The sequence below is a fragment of the Curtobacterium luteum genome (genome assembly GCF_014646995.1).
Taxonomy (GTDB): Bacteria; Actinomycetota; Actinomycetes; order Actinomycetales; family Microbacteriaceae; genus Curtobacterium; species Curtobacterium luteum.
Genome location: NZ_BMOI01000006.1, coordinates 146,771 through 159,697, shown reverse-complemented (window position 1 = coordinate 159,697; position 12,927 = coordinate 146,771). Strand labels below are relative to the sequence as shown.

Here is a 12,927-nt window from a genome sequence, read left to right as displayed (position 1 = left end):
GGAGCCCGCGATGCCGAGAGAACGACTCGACGAGCCGGGCCTCGGCCTGACCGGGACCACTTGGACGCGGGTGTCGCCCAAGCTCGTGTGGACGGAGCTCGTCACCACGGTGCTGATCGGCGTCGTCGTCACCGCCGGCTGCGTGCTGCTCGGTGTCGTGAACGGCGGCTTCGGCCGACCTGCCGGGGTCGTCTGGACCTCGGTCGCGATCGTGATCGGCGTCGCAGCCCTGGCCACGGTCGTCCTGACCCCGCGCCGGGTCCGGTCGATCGGGTACGCGCTGCGCGACGACGACCTGGTGTTCCGGCGCGGCCTCATGTGGCAGCGCTTCACGGCCGTGCCCTACGGCCGCATGCAGCTCGTGGACGTCGCCCGCGGTCCGCTCGACCGCGCGCTCGGCATGAGCGAGCTCAAGTTCGTGACCGCGGCCGCCGCGACGAACGTCCGCATCCCAGGCATCCCCGCGGCCGACGCCGACGAGCTGCGAGACCGGCTGGTGGAGCTCGCCGAGTCCCGCCGCGCCGGGCTCTGAGGTGGTGTCGTGACCTTCCGCCCCGGCCCTGCGCTGCCGACCCCGCCGGGTCAGGTGGGCAACGCCGCCGCCGCCGCGCCCCTCACCGACGGCGAGTGGCACCGCCTGCACCCGCTGACCCCGCTGCTGCGCGGTGGCATCTTCCTCATCGTCGTGCTCGGGTACGTGCTCAACAGCCTGCGCGACCAGCTCGTCGAGTTCTTCATCCCCGGGGGCGGCCCGCAGGACGACGGCGACCCGGTGCGCTACGTGTACGAGCACGGCGCGGTGGGCTGGGTGCTGCTCGGCATCGTGGTGCTGCTCGTGGTGCTCATCGGGCTCTTCTACCTGTCCTGGCGCATGCACGAGTTCCGCGTCACGGGCGAGATCGTCGAGGTGCGTTCGGGCGTGCTCTTCCGCAACCACCGCAAGGCCCGCCTCGACCGCATCCAGGGCATCAACATCTCCCGGCCGATCGTGCCCCGGCTCCTCGGCACCGCGAAGCTCGAGATCGCCCAGGCCGGCAACGACGCCAACGTGCAACTCGCCTACCTCGGGTCGAAGCCCGCCGAGGACCTCCGGCGGCGGATCCTGGTGCTCGCCTCCGGTGCGAAGGAGGACGACCAGCAGGGTCCGGAGCGCGCCTCGTACGGTGTGCTGCAGGACCGGCTCGAGGAGGTCTTCTCGCCCGAGCTCGACCCCGAGGCCGTGCGCGCCACCCGGATCGTGAAGGTGCACCCGGGTCGCCTGATCGCGTCGATGCTGCTCTCGACGACGACGGTGTTCCTCGTGCTCCTCGTCGTCGCGATGGTCGTGAGCATCTCGGTGACCGGCGAGTACGGCATCCTCCTCGCGCTGTTCCCGGCGGTGATCGGTGCCGGCGGCTACTACGTCCGGAAGTTCTCCCGCTCGCTGCAGTACACGATCGCCGAGACCCGTGACGGCATCCGCATCGGCTTCGGCCTGGTCTCGACCTCGAACGAGACGCTGCCGCCCGGCCGGATCCACGCCGTGAGCGTCGCCCAGCCGCTGCTCTGGCGGCCGTTCGGCTGGTGGGACATCCGCATCAACCGGGCCACGAACGCCGGCAACGGCCAGTCGACGAACCAGCAGGCGTCGTCGATCGTGCTCCCGGTGGGCCGCGCCGAGGACGTCCGCGAGGTGCTCGACATCATCCTCCCCGGGCTCGTCGGCACGGCCGTCGCGGGACCGCGGGCGTCGCAGGAGCAGCTCCGCGAGGGCTCGGCCGAGGCCGTGGGGGTCGTCGACGACAGCCTCACGACGTCCGGCGACCGCGGCGGCTTCGTGCACTCGCCCGGTCGCGGCGCCTGGTTCCGGCCGCTCTCGTTCCGGCGCAACGGCTACCGCTTCGTGCAGGGCGCGGTGCTGTTCCGGCTCGGCGCCGTGTGGCGCTCCCTCGTCATCGTGCCGCTGCCGCGGGTGCAGAGCGTGAAGGTCTCCCAGGGCCCGCTGGAACGGGTGCTGCGGCTCGCCTCCGCCCACGTCCACACCGTCCAGGGGCCGGTCAGCGCGCAAATCGGCGCGCTGGACGCGCGCGACGCGCAGCAGCTGTGGTCGGAGACCGCTCGGCGCGCGGTCGAGGCGGCCGCCGTCGACACCTCCCACCGGTGGCGCGAACGGGAGGCGCGGCTCGCGTCCGCCACGGCCGCGGCGGGCGTCGACGGGGTCGCCCCCGGCGCCGCCCCGGCCACCGGCCCCGGTGCGCCCGCCTGGCGGGCGCAGGACGGGCCTCCCGGCTGGGACCACGCACCGGACCCCGGAGCGGTCCGGTGAGGGCAGGACGGCTCGGCGTCGGGATCGTCGGCGCCGGACGGGTCGGCCCGGTGCTCGGGGCCGCGCTCGCGAACGCGGAGCACGCGGTCGTCGGCGTGACCGCCGTGTCGGACGCGGGCCGCGACCGTGCCGAGGCGATGTTGCCGGGCGTGCCGGTCCTCGCGACGCCGGACCTCGTCGAGCGGAGCGAGCTCGTGCTGCTCGCGGTGCCCGACGACCAGCTCGCCGAACTCGTGCAGGGCCTCGCGGACGCGGGCATCTGGCAGCCCGGGCAGCTCGTCGTGCACACGAGCCCCGACCACGGCACCGAGATCCTCCGACCCGCGCTGGCGGCCGGCGCGATCCCGCTCGCGATCCACCCCGCGATGGTCTTCACGGGCACCAGCGTCGACCTCACCCGGCTGCGGGACGCGTACTGCGCCGTGACCGCGCCCGGGCCGGTGCTGCCGATCGCACAGGCACTCGTGGTCGAGATGGGCGCGGAGCCGTTCGTCGTCAGCGAGCGGGACCGGCCCGCCTACGCCGACGCCGTCCGGGCCGCCGCGAGCTTCTCCACCGCGATCGTCGAGCAGTCCGCCGGGACCCTCGACGGCATCGGGGTCGAGCACCCCGGCCGGGTCCTCGGCGCCCTCGTGCGGAGCGCCGTCGACAACGCCCTCGCCGCTGCGGACGGTCAGGCGCGGCTGTGACGGGAGCGGTCCCCGTCGGGACGCCGGCGGGAGGCGCGGCTGTGACGGGAGCGGTCCCCGGCGGGAGGCGCGGCTGCGACGGGCACGGTTCCCGTCGGGACGCCGGCGCCGGGTAGCATTTCCGCATCCCCCACGACCCCACCGGAGCCGCACCCTTCATGAGCGAAGCAACCGCCGCCGACGCCACGTCCGCAGACCTCGCCGCCGACCTCGAGGCCGCCGAGACCAGCGAGCAGCGGCAGGTCCGGCTCGACAAGCGCGCGAAGCTGCTCGACGCCGGGGTCGAGGCCTACCCCGCGGCGCTCCCGATCACGACGACGATCCCCGAGGTCCGTGCGCAGTACGCGTCGCTCGAGACCGGCGAGGAGACCCAGGACGTCGTGGGCCTCGCCGGGCGGATCGTGTTCTCGCGCAACACCGGCAAGCTCTGCTTCGCGTCGCTGCAGTCCGGCGACGGATCGCGAATCCAGGCGATGGTCTCCCTCGCCGAGGTGGGCGAGGACTCGCTCGCGCGCTGGAAGGAGTTCGTCGACCTCGGCGACCATGTCTTCGTGCACGGCCGGGTCATCTCCTCCCGTCGCGGCGAGCTGTCGATCATGGTCGACGACTGGCAGATCGCGGCGAAGGCGATCCTCCCGCTGCCGAACCTGCACAACGAGCTGAACGAGGAGACGCGGGTCCGCCAGCGCTACCTCGACCTCATCGTGCGCGAGGACGCCCGCAAGACCGTCCGCGCCCGTGCGGCCGTGATGGCCTCACTCCGGCAGACGTTCGCGTCCCACGAGTACCTCGAGGTCGAGACGCCGATGCTGCAGACCCAGCACGGCGGGGCCTCGGCGCGGCCGTTCGTCACGCACTCGAACGCCTTCGACACCGAGCTGTTCCTCCGCATCGCGCCCGAGCTCTTCCTCAAGCGGGCCGTCGTCGGCGGGATCGACCGCGTGTTCGAGGTGAACCGCAACTTCCGTAACGAGGGTGCCGACTCCACGCACTCGCCCGAGTTCGCGATGCTCGAGGCCTACCAGGCGTACGGCGACTACGAGCAGATGGCCGACCTCACGCAGGAGCTCGTGCAGAACGCCGCCCGCGCCGTGACGGGCGGGTCGCTCGAGGTCACCTGGGCCGACGGCACCACGTACGACCTCGGCGGCGAGTGGCCGCGCATCGACATGTACGGTTCGCTGTCCGAGGCGGCCGGCCGCGAGATCACCCCGGAGACGCCGCTGTCCGAGCTGCAGGCGCTCGCCGACGCCGAGGGTGTCGAGGTCGCCCACGCCACGCACGGCAAGTACGTCGAGGAGCTCTGGGAGCACTTCGTCATCGACTCGCTCGACCGCCCGACGTTCGTCATGAACTTCCCGGTCGACACCTCGCCGCTGACCCGGGAGCACCGGACGCGTCCGGGCATCGTCGAGAAGTGGGACCTCTACGTGCGCGGCTTCGAGCTCGCCACCGCGTACTCCGAGCTGGTCGACCCGGTCGTGCAGCGCGAACGGTTCGTCGAGCAGGCGAAGCTCGCCGCGGGCGGCGACCCCGAGGCGATGCGGGTCGACGAGGAGTTCCTCCGCGCGCTCGAGCACGCGATGCCGCCGTCGGGTGGCATGGGCATGGGCATCGACCGCCTGCTCATGGCCATCACGGGCCTGGGCATCCGCGAGACGATCCTGTTCCCACTGGTCAAGTGACCGCGAGGAGCGGGGGCCGCTCGCGGTGCGGTCTCCGCTCCCGGAGCTCCCGGAGCTCCCGGTCCGGCTGCCGTTCCTCGCGGTCCTGTTGCCGGTTCCCGCGCACGGAGGCCACACACCAGCGTCGCGCGTAGTGTCCGGGACACCGCCCCGTCGGAGACCACTCCCACGACGGCGTGGGTGCGACCGCTGGTCGGTCGTCGGCCCCGGGGCGCCAAGGGATCGAGGAGGATCACCATGGCAACGAACCACGCGGTCGCCTACAAGGGGCCCGGACAGGTCGAGGTCATCGAGACCGAGTACCCGACCTTCGAGCTCAAGGACGGACCCGGGGTCAACCCCGCGAACGTCGGGCGGAAGGTGAACCACGGCGCGATCCTGCGCACCGTGGCGACCAACATCTGCGGCAGCGACCAGCACATGGTCCGTGGTCGCACGACCGCGCCGTCCGACCTGGTGCTCGGGCACGAGATCACCGGTGAGGTGGTCGAGGTCGGTCCGGACGTCGAGTTCATCAAGGTCGGGGACCTCGTCTCCGTGCCCTTCAACATCGCCTGCGGGCGCTGCCGGAACTGCAAGGAGCGCAAGACCGGCATCTGCCTGAACGTCAACCCCGACCGGCCCGGGAGCGCCTACGGCTACGTCGACATGGGCGGCTGGGTCGGCGGCCAGGCCGAGTACGTCCTCGTGCCCTACGCCGACTGGAACCTGCTGAAGTTCCCGGACCGCGACCAGGCGCTGGAGAAGATCCTCGACCTCGCGATGCTGTCCGACATCTTCCCGACCGGGTTCCACGGCGCAGTGACCGCCGGGGTCGAGGTCGGCTCCACCGTGTACGTCGCCGGTGCCGGCCCGGTCGGCCTCGCCGCGGCCACCGGTGCCCTCCTGCTCGGCGCGAGCGTCGTGATCGTCGGGGACATGAACGCCGACCGACTGGCCCAGGCCCGGACGTTCGGCTGTGAGACCGTCGACCTCACCAAGGGCGACCCGGCGGACCAGATCGACCAGATCCTCGGCGAACCCCTGGTGGACTGCGGCATCGACGCGGTCGGCTTCGAGGCGAAGGGCCACGGCGCCGGATCGGACCACGAGGCCCCGGCAACCGTGCTCAACTCCCTGATGGACATCACGGCGGCCGGCGGCGCCCTCGGCATCCCGGGGCTCTACGTCACGGGGGACCCGGGCGGCATCGACGAGGCGGCGCAGAAGGGTGCCCTGTCGCTGAGCCTCGGGACCGGCTGGGCGAAGTCGCTGTCGTTCACGACGGGGCAGTGCCCGGTCATGAAGTACAACCGGCAGCTGATGATGGCGATCCTCCACGACCGCACGAGCATCGCGAAGAACGTGAACGCGAAGGCGATCGGTCTCGAGGACGCGCCGCGCGGCTACGCGGAGTTCGACCAGGGCGCGGCGACGAAGTACGTCCTCAACCCGAACGGACTCATCCCGGCTGCCTGATCGACAGCATCCGTCGGACGACGCAGCCGCGTGCCTGCGCCGTCCGACGGACCACGGCCCCACCGGGGACACCGTGCTCCACGGGGAGGGGCGTTAGGATGCTGCCGTGCCGCATGGAGTCGTGACCGGGATCATCTTCGCCCTGACGCCGACCGTCATCGTCGGCCTCATCTTCTGGTTCCTCATGCGCGCCATCATGCGGGCGGACCGCACGGAACGAGCCGCCTACGCCAAGGTCGAGGCGGAGGAGCGCGCCCGCTTCGAGCGTGAACACGGGCGCCCCGCGCCGTCCCCCGCCTCCGCCGAGTAGCGATCGAGTCGCTCCGCGCGCCGACCCGGCCGGGTCGGTTCACCGGTGGTTCACGCGCCGGTGCTGCACTGACGGCATGACCGCCGTCACGCCGGGCCCCGCCGACCGCGAGAACACCGACCGCCGTTCCGTCGTCGACGCGAACGACGTCGGCGATCTCGACGCGGTCGAACCCGAGGACGCGTTCGGCCACCCGGTGCTCGGCGACCCCGTGCGGGACGAGCCGTGGGCGGACGGCGACGAGGACGACGTCGACGTCTGACCGTCCGGGCATCGTCACCCGCCGTTCACCGGCCCGATGCGCGGCGGTCGCGTCCCGGGGCGACGATCGTCCGCATGCCCAAGACCCAGTTCCCCCTCGGCCGCAGCCTCGTCGGCGACATCGAGAGCGAGTACGACGAGTTCGACCGCGACGCCGACCTCGAGGTCTCGAAGCGCCGGGACGGGTGGGTCGAACCCTCCTGGTGAGCCCCATCTGATCGCTCTTCGGGGTACGACGTCCGGATGTCCACGATCCGGAACGCCGTACCCCTTTTCCGTGTCCACTGGGCGCTGCCGATCGGGGTACACCCTCGGAAACGGGGAAGAAACACCACTGCAACGGCGGAAACATCGCGCAATGCCCTTGATCTGGGGCCATCCGGCGGGCCAGACTGGCTTCACGCTGTACCCCGTGGGGGACGGTTCCGATGGCCAAGCACGGAGATCCCTGGGAATCGTTCGGATCGATTTGTGGGGTACACCTCGCAACCGCTTTACTCATCAGCACCCCCACCGAGGCCCCCATCACCGTCGAACGCAGGGAGAGAGTCAGATGACGATCGCAACGGCAGCACCGACCACGAACGGCACCAGCGCCCGCCGCAGCACGACGAAGAAGGCCGCAGCAGCGAAGGCCGCCGACGCGACCGTCGAGACGACCACCCTCGACACCGAGGTCGAGGCGGACGAGCAGCTCGCCGGTGTCCGCGGTGCATCCGTCGACCAGGTCGGCGACTACCTCCGGCACATCGGCCGGCTCTCCCTCCTCACCGCGGAGGAAGAAGCACAGATCGCCCGCCGCATCGAGGTCGGCCTCTTCGCGGAGGAGAAGCTCACCACCGAGCCCGGGCTCGACAAGACCCTGCAGCGTGAGCTGCGCTGGCTCGTCCGCGACGGTGAGCGCGCCAAGGAGCGCATGATCACGTCGAACCTCCGCCTCGTCGTGAGCATCGCGAAGCGGTACTCGCAGCGCGGCCTCCCCTTCATGGACGTCATCCAGGAGGGCAACCTCGGCCTGGTGCGCGCGGTCGAGAAGTTCGACTTCACGCAGGGCTACAAGTTCTCGACGTACGCGACGTGGTGGATCCGCCAGGCCATCTCGCGTGGTCTCGCCGACAAGGCGCGCACCATCCGCATCCCGGTCCACACCGTCGAGCTCATCAACAAGATCAGCCGCACCGAGCGCGACCTCACCGTCGACCTCGGCCGCGCCCCGATGCCCGACGAGGTCGCCGCGGAGCTCAGCATGAGCGTCGAGGAGCTCCTCGACCTCAAGGGCCGCTCGCACGAGCCCGTGTCGATCCACACCGTGGTCGGCGACTCGGACGACAGCGAGCTCGGTGACTTCATCGAGGACGAGGACGCCGCGAGCCCGAACGAGCTCACCGAGACGACCCTGCTGCACCGCGACATCCGGTCGATCGTCGCCGAGCTGCCGAGCGACGAGGCGAACGTGATCCGCATGCGCTACGGCCTCGACGACGACAGGCCGATGACGCTCGACGAGATCTCGAAGATCGTGCACACGACCCGTCAGGCCGTGAGCCGGGTGGAGTCGCGCGCCAAGCTGCGCCTGTTCGCCAAGGCGGTCTCGCAGGACATGCAGCTGTACCTGACCGACTGAGGTCAGTGGACTTCGGCCGGGGCGACAGCTCCGGCTCGGGGAACCGGGTCGTCCTGTGGGAAGGCGGCCCGGTGGGGTGATGGGAAGGCCCGTCCCGGCGATGCCGGGGCGGGCCACTCGTCGTTCCGGGGCGTCGGAGGCTCCGACCATCCCGTGGTCACCCCGCTCGGCTCACTCCTCGAGGTCGTGCGACAGCTTCTGCCGGAGGTCCTGCGGGATGAGCTCGATGAGCTGGTCCGGCCGCACGGGCAGGTCGAGCAGGCTGAGCTTCACCCGACCGGTCCGACCGTGCCGTGCCGCGTCGAGCCGGACGACGCTCGACGCGTCCTTGCGCAGTCGGACGTCGATCTGGGCGCCCGTCGCGACCTCGCCCACCACGAGCCCGTCGACCTCGAGCGCCGCGCTCCGGGTGCCCTCGGCGTTGTCGAGCCGGTAGCGCTCGCGCGCCGCGAGGACCACGGACCGGTCGATGCCCGCCATCGGGGCGACCGGCGTGACGACGGACCCGGACAGCGCGGGGGAGAGGACCGGGCCGCCCGCCGCGTAGTTGTAGGCGGTCGAGCCGGCCGGGGTCGACGCCACGATCGCGTCCGCGCGGTAGTAGCCGTACCCGAGCCCGCCGACACTGAGGTCCGCCGAGACCTGCCCGGCACCCGGGCGTCGGACCACGGTGAGGTCGTTGAACGCCAGGTACTCGGTCCGCGCACCGCTCCACGACAGCTTCGCCTCGAGGGCGTGGTGCGGTTCGAGCTGGTAGTCGCCGGCGGACAGGCGTTCGAGCGCCGCCTCGAGCTCCGGCGGCTCGATCTCCACGAGGAAGCCCACGTTGCCGTAGTTCACGCCGAGCACGGGCACCGGCCGCCGGGCCACGAGACGCATCGCGCCGAGCATGGTCCCGTCGCCGCCGAGCGCGACCACTAGGTCGACCCGATCGGTGAAGTCGTCCTCGTCGACGACGTCGATCGTGCCGCCGAGGCGCCCGGCGTCCGCCCGTCGCGCGATGAGCTCGCCGCGGCCGGAGGCGTTCCAGCGACGCAGGGTCTCGACGGACTCCTGCACGTTCTTGGTCGGGTGGACGACGAGGCCGACGACGGGCTGCTCCATGCCCGGATCGTACCGGGCGCCGCTGTCGAGTCGGCAATGCGATCAGTCGCTATGATATTCTAGATACATCATGTCGATCACGCTCTCGCCGCCCCAGCTGTCCGTCGCGCTGCCGACCGTCCGCCGGGGGCGTGAACTCGTCCTGCTCGCCGACCTCGAGGCGCACGAAGCCGGGTCACCCGTCGTCGACGTCGAGCACCTCCTGCTCGCCGCGGTGGTCCTCGCCCACGGCATGCCCCACTTCCGGCCTGTCCTCGACCGCTTCGGCGTCACCCCCTCGGCGGTCCGCGCGCGGATCACCGTGCCCGTCGCGGCACGGCACGCGTGCCCCGCCGAGCACGACCGGATCACGTGCACGGTCGCGGTCGAACGACTGCTCGCGCGCGCGACCGTGCTCGCCAGCCCGATCGACCGCGTCCGTCCGGTGCACCTCCTGCTCGCGGTCCTCGACGGCGACTCCGGGGCGGCGCTCCGCGCTCGGAGCACCCTGCTCGTCGAGCACCGTCGCTTCCGTCGCGCGCTGCGTCGTGCCGCCCGACGAGCGGGCCACACCAGCCGCTGACGGCCGGCGCGCCGCGGGGCGGACGGGAGGCACGCGGCGGCCCCGCCACGCGCCTGGCGTCCGCCCTGCGCGCACGAGCGCAACCGAGGTCACGCCCACGGCGAACAGGGGCAGACCACTCGGGGTCGGCTGGTTAGTCTCGATGTACGTCACCGGGCCAGTACCGGTCCGGCAAGGGAGAGCACATGTTCGAGAGATTCACCGACCGAGCCCGTCGTGTTGTCGTCCTCGCTCAAGAAGAAGCGAAGATGCTCAACCACAACTACATCGGCACCGAGCACATCCTCCTCGGCCTCATCCACGAGGGCGAGGGCTTCGCCGCGAAGGCGCTGGAGTCGCTCGGCATCTCGCTCGATGCCGTCCGCGAGCAGGTCCAGGACATCATCGGGCAGGGGCAGCAGCAGCCGACCGGGCACATCCCGTTCACGCCGCGCGCCAAGAAGGTGCTCGAGCTGTCCCTGCGCGAGGCGCTGCAGCTCGGCCACAACTACATCGGCACCGAGCACATCCTCCTCGGCCTCATCCGCGAGGGCGAGGGCGTCGCCGCCCAGGTGCTCGTCAAGCTCGGCGCGGACCTCAACCGCGTCCGTCAGCAGGTCATCCAGCTCCTGTCCGGCTACCAAGGCAAGGAAGCCGTCGCCGTCGGTGGCGAGCAGCAGCAGAATGCGCAGCAGGGTTCGCAGGTCCTCGACCAGTTCGGTCGGGACCTCACCCAGGCCGCGCGTGACGGCAAGCTCGACCCCGTCATCGGGCGCGAGAAGGAGATGGAGCGGGTCATGCAGATCCTCTCCCGCCGCTCCAAGAACAACCCCGTCCTCATCGGTGAGCCCGGCGTCGGCAAGACCGCGGTCGTCGAGGGCCTCGCCCAGGCGATCGTCAAGGGCGACGTGCCCGAGACGCTGAAGGACAAGCAGCTCTACTCGCTCGACCTCGGGTCGCTCATCGCCGGGTCCCGCTACCGCGGTGACTTCGAGGAGCGCCTCAAGAAGGTCACGAAGGAGATCCGCACCCGCGGCGACATCATCGTCTTCATCGACGAGATCCACACGCTCGTCGGTGCCGGCGCTGCCGAGGGCGCGATCGACGCGGCCTCGATCCTCAAGCCGCTCCTGGCCCGCGGTGAGCTCCAGACCATCGGTGCCACCACGCTCGACGAGTACCGCAAGCACTTCGAGAAGGACGCCGCACTCGAGCGTCGCTTCCAGCCGGTGCAGGTGAACGAGCCGTCGCTGCCGCACGCGATCAACATCCTCAAGGGGCTGCGCGACAAGTACGAGGCGTTCCACAAGGTGTCCATCACCGACGGAGCGATCGTCGCCGCGGCGAACCTGGCGGACCGCTACGTGCAGGACCGCTTCCTGCCGGACAAGGCCATCGACCTGATCGACGAGGCCGGCGCACGCCTCCGTCTGTCGATCCTGTCGGCGCCGCCGGAGCTCCGCGAGTTCGACGAGAAGATCTCGACGGTCCGCGGGTCGAAGGAAGCCGCGATCGAGGAGCAGGACTTCGAGAAGGCCGCGAGCCTGCGCGACGAGGAGAAGAAGCTCCTCGGCGAGCGTCTCCGCCTCGAGAAGCAGTGGCGTGCGGGTGACGTCGCCGCGTCCGGCACCGTCGACGAGGGCATCATCGCCGAGGTCCTGGCGCAGGCCACGGGCATCCCGGTGTTCAAGCTCACGGAGGAGGAGACCTCGCGTCTCGTCTTCATGGAGAAGGCGCTGCACGAGCGCGTCATCGGACAGGAGGAGGCCATCTCGGCCCTCTCGAAGACGATCCGCCGCACCCGTGCCGGCCTCAAGGACCCGAACCGTCCCTCGGGCTCGTTCATCTTCGCCGGCCCCACGGGTGTCGGGAAGACCGAGCTCGCCAAGGCGCTCGCGGAGTTCCTCTTCGACGACGAGGGCGCGCTGATCTCCCTCGACATGTCGGAGTTCGGTGAGAAGCACACGGTCTCGCGACTCTTCGGTGCCCCTCCCGGGTTCGTCGGGTTCGAGGAGGGCGGCCAGCTCACCGAGAAGGTGCGCCGCAAGCCGTTCTCCGTGGTCCTCTTCGACGAGATCGAGAAGGCCCACCCGGACATCTTCAACTCGCTCCTGCAGGTCCTCGAAGAGGGTCGCCTGACCGATGGTCAGGGCCGCGTCGTCGACTTCAAGAACACCGTCATCATCATGACCACGAACCTCGGTTCGCAGGGCATCGCCGGTGGCCCGGTGGGCTTCCAGGTCGAGGGTGATTCGGGCGTCGGCTACGACCGCATGCGCTCGAAGGTGAACGAGGAGCTCAAGAAGCACTTCAAGCCGGAGTTCCTCAACCGTGTCGACGACACGATCGTGTTCCCGCAGCTCTCGCAGGACGAGCTCCTGCAGATCGTGGACCTGTTCGTGAAGCGTCTGGCGGACCGCCTGCTCGACCGCGACATGACGGTGGAGCTCACGCTCGCCGCCAAGGAGCAGCTCATCAAGGTCGGATTCGACCCCGCTCTCGGTGCTCGCCCCCTGCGTCGCGCGATGCAGCACGAGGTCGAGGACCAGCTGTCCGAGCACATCCTGCAGGGTGAGCTCAACGCAGGCGACCACGTGAAGGTCGACTTCCACGACGGTGCGTTCCAGTTCGAGACCGGGCGTCAGCCGGGTCGCGAGGAGGTCCTCACCGGCGCTGCCGAGCCGGCCGGCGAGATCGAGTCCTAGGACGCGACCACCTGCTGACGGGAGGGCGGTGCCCAGCTGGCACCGCCCTCCCTCGCAGGCTCGGTCGGCGCGCCCCGCGCAACGCTTCGCGTTGCAGTCGAGCGGGGCGCGCCCGTCCGTCCGGCCGGTCACGGCCAGTCCGTATCCCGTCACGTCCTGCGGATTCGTCCCCACATCTGACGTCTCGGCGCGGTACGGTGGTTCCACATCCGAGGCGTTCCCCCCAGCTCCTCGGATGTGTGCGG

At 70.9% G+C, this 12,927-nt stretch carries 12 protein-coding genes; 11 read left to right on the top strand and 1 reads right to left on the bottom strand.

The features are described 5' to 3' along the window. The first annotated feature begins 10 nt into the window (after nucleotides 1–10). The 9 genes from IEY20_RS08725 to IEY20_RS08690 all read left to right on the top strand — a co-directional run bounded on the left by IEY20_RS08725 (nucleotide 11) and on the right by IEY20_RS08690 (nucleotide 8,332). Entirely contained in the window at nucleotides 11–532 is a 522-nt protein-coding gene (locus IEY20_RS08725) for a PH domain-containing protein (protein ID WP_175327955.1), read from the top strand. Nucleotides 533–541: 9 nt separating this feature from the next. Next, nucleotides 542–2,305 carry a PH domain-containing protein gene (locus tag IEY20_RS08720; protein WP_175327954.1) on the top strand — a complete coding sequence of 588 codons (1,764 nt, stop codon included), beginning with the start codon at nucleotides 542–544 and terminating at the stop codon, nucleotides 2,303–2,305. Beyond that, entirely contained in the window at nucleotides 2,302–2,994 is a 693-nt protein-coding gene (locus tag IEY20_RS08715; protein ID WP_022903308.1) for a Rossmann-like and DUF2520 domain-containing protein, read from the top strand. The genes IEY20_RS08720 and IEY20_RS08715 overlap by 4 nt, the downstream gene beginning before the upstream one ends. Nucleotides 2,995–3,152: 158 nt before the next feature. Beyond that, nucleotides 3,153–4,679 (top strand): lysine--tRNA ligase, encoded by a 1,527-nt coding sequence (gene lysS, locus IEY20_RS08710; protein ID WP_175327953.1) that lies wholly within the window; start codon nucleotides 3,153–3,155, stop codon nucleotides 4,677–4,679. A 237-nt stretch (nucleotides 4,680–4,916) separates the two neighbouring features. Beyond that, the gene (gene fdhA, locus IEY20_RS08705; protein WP_175327952.1) at nucleotides 4,917–6,137 is read left to right on the top strand and encodes a formaldehyde dehydrogenase, glutathione-independent; all 1,221 of its coding nucleotides are present in this window, start codon (nucleotides 4,917–4,919) and stop codon (nucleotides 6,135–6,137) included. A gap of 106 nt (nucleotides 6,138–6,243) precedes the next feature. Continuing rightward, a complete protein-coding gene (locus IEY20_RS08700; RefSeq protein WP_175327951.1) occupies nucleotides 6,244–6,447 on the top strand; it encodes a hypothetical protein in 204 nt (67 codons plus the stop codon). A gap of 76 nt (nucleotides 6,448–6,523) precedes the next feature. Then, nucleotides 6,524–6,709: a hypothetical protein gene (locus IEY20_RS08695; protein ID WP_175327950.1), complete on the top strand. Its 186-nt coding sequence runs from the start codon at nucleotides 6,524–6,526 to the stop codon at nucleotides 6,707–6,709. Between the two features lie 74 nt (nucleotides 6,710–6,783). Next, entirely contained in the window at nucleotides 6,784–6,915 is a 132-nt protein-coding gene (locus IEY20_RS17295; RefSeq protein ID WP_268239151.1) for a hypothetical protein, read from the top strand. A gap of 346 nt (nucleotides 6,916–7,261) precedes the next feature. Next, complete coding sequence (locus tag IEY20_RS08690) at nucleotides 7,262–8,332, top strand: sigma-70 family RNA polymerase sigma factor (RefSeq protein WP_175327949.1); 1,071 nt, start codon at nucleotides 7,262–7,264, stop codon at nucleotides 8,330–8,332. Nucleotides 8,333–8,503: 171 nt separating this feature from the next. Here the strand turns inward: IEY20_RS08690 and IEY20_RS08685 are convergent, their stop codons facing one another. After that, entirely contained in the window at nucleotides 8,504–9,436 is a 933-nt protein-coding gene (locus IEY20_RS08685) for an NAD(+)/NADH kinase (RefSeq protein ID WP_175327948.1), read from the bottom strand. A 70-nt stretch (nucleotides 9,437–9,506) separates the two neighbouring features. Between IEY20_RS08685 and IEY20_RS08680 the strand changes: the two genes are divergently transcribed. Continuing rightward, nucleotides 9,507–9,998 carry a Clp protease N-terminal domain-containing protein gene (locus IEY20_RS08680; RefSeq protein WP_175327947.1) on the top strand — a complete coding sequence of 164 codons (492 nt, stop codon included), beginning with the start codon at nucleotides 9,507–9,509 and terminating at the stop codon, nucleotides 9,996–9,998. A 185-nt stretch (nucleotides 9,999–10,183) separates the two neighbouring features. Next, nucleotides 10,184–12,682 (top strand): ATP-dependent Clp protease ATP-binding subunit, encoded by a 2,499-nt coding sequence (locus IEY20_RS08675; RefSeq protein ID WP_188889053.1) that lies wholly within the window; start codon nucleotides 10,184–10,186, stop codon nucleotides 12,680–12,682. Nucleotides 12,683–12,927: the final 245 nt, after the last annotated feature.

Coding starts and splice junctions, on each gene's coding strand:
- IEY20_RS08675 (WP_188889053.1), top strand. CDS start 10,184: ATGTTCGAGAGATTCACCGACCGAGCCCGTCGTGTTGTCGTCCTCGCT.
- IEY20_RS17295 (WP_268239151.1), top strand. CDS start 6,784: ATGCCCAAGACCCAGTTCCCCCTCGGCCGCAGCCTCGTCGGCGACATC.
- fdhA (WP_175327952.1), top strand. CDS start 4,917: ATGGCAACGAACCACGCGGTCGCCTACAAGGGGCCCGGACAGGTCGAG.
- IEY20_RS08685 (WP_175327948.1), bottom strand. CDS start 9,436: ATGGAGCAGCCCGTCGTCGGCCTCGTCGTCCACCCGACCAAGAACGTG.
- IEY20_RS08725 (WP_175327955.1), top strand. CDS start 11: ATGCCGAGAGAACGACTCGACGAGCCGGGCCTCGGCCTGACCGGGACC.
- lysS (WP_175327953.1), top strand. CDS start 3,153: ATGAGCGAAGCAACCGCCGCCGACGCCACGTCCGCAGACCTCGCCGCC.
- IEY20_RS08695 (WP_175327950.1), top strand. CDS start 6,524: ATGACCGCCGTCACGCCGGGCCCCGCCGACCGCGAGAACACCGACCGC.
- IEY20_RS08680 (WP_175327947.1), top strand. CDS start 9,507: ATGTCGATCACGCTCTCGCCGCCCCAGCTGTCCGTCGCGCTGCCGACC.
- IEY20_RS08690 (WP_175327949.1), top strand. CDS start 7,262: ATGACGATCGCAACGGCAGCACCGACCACGAACGGCACCAGCGCCCGC.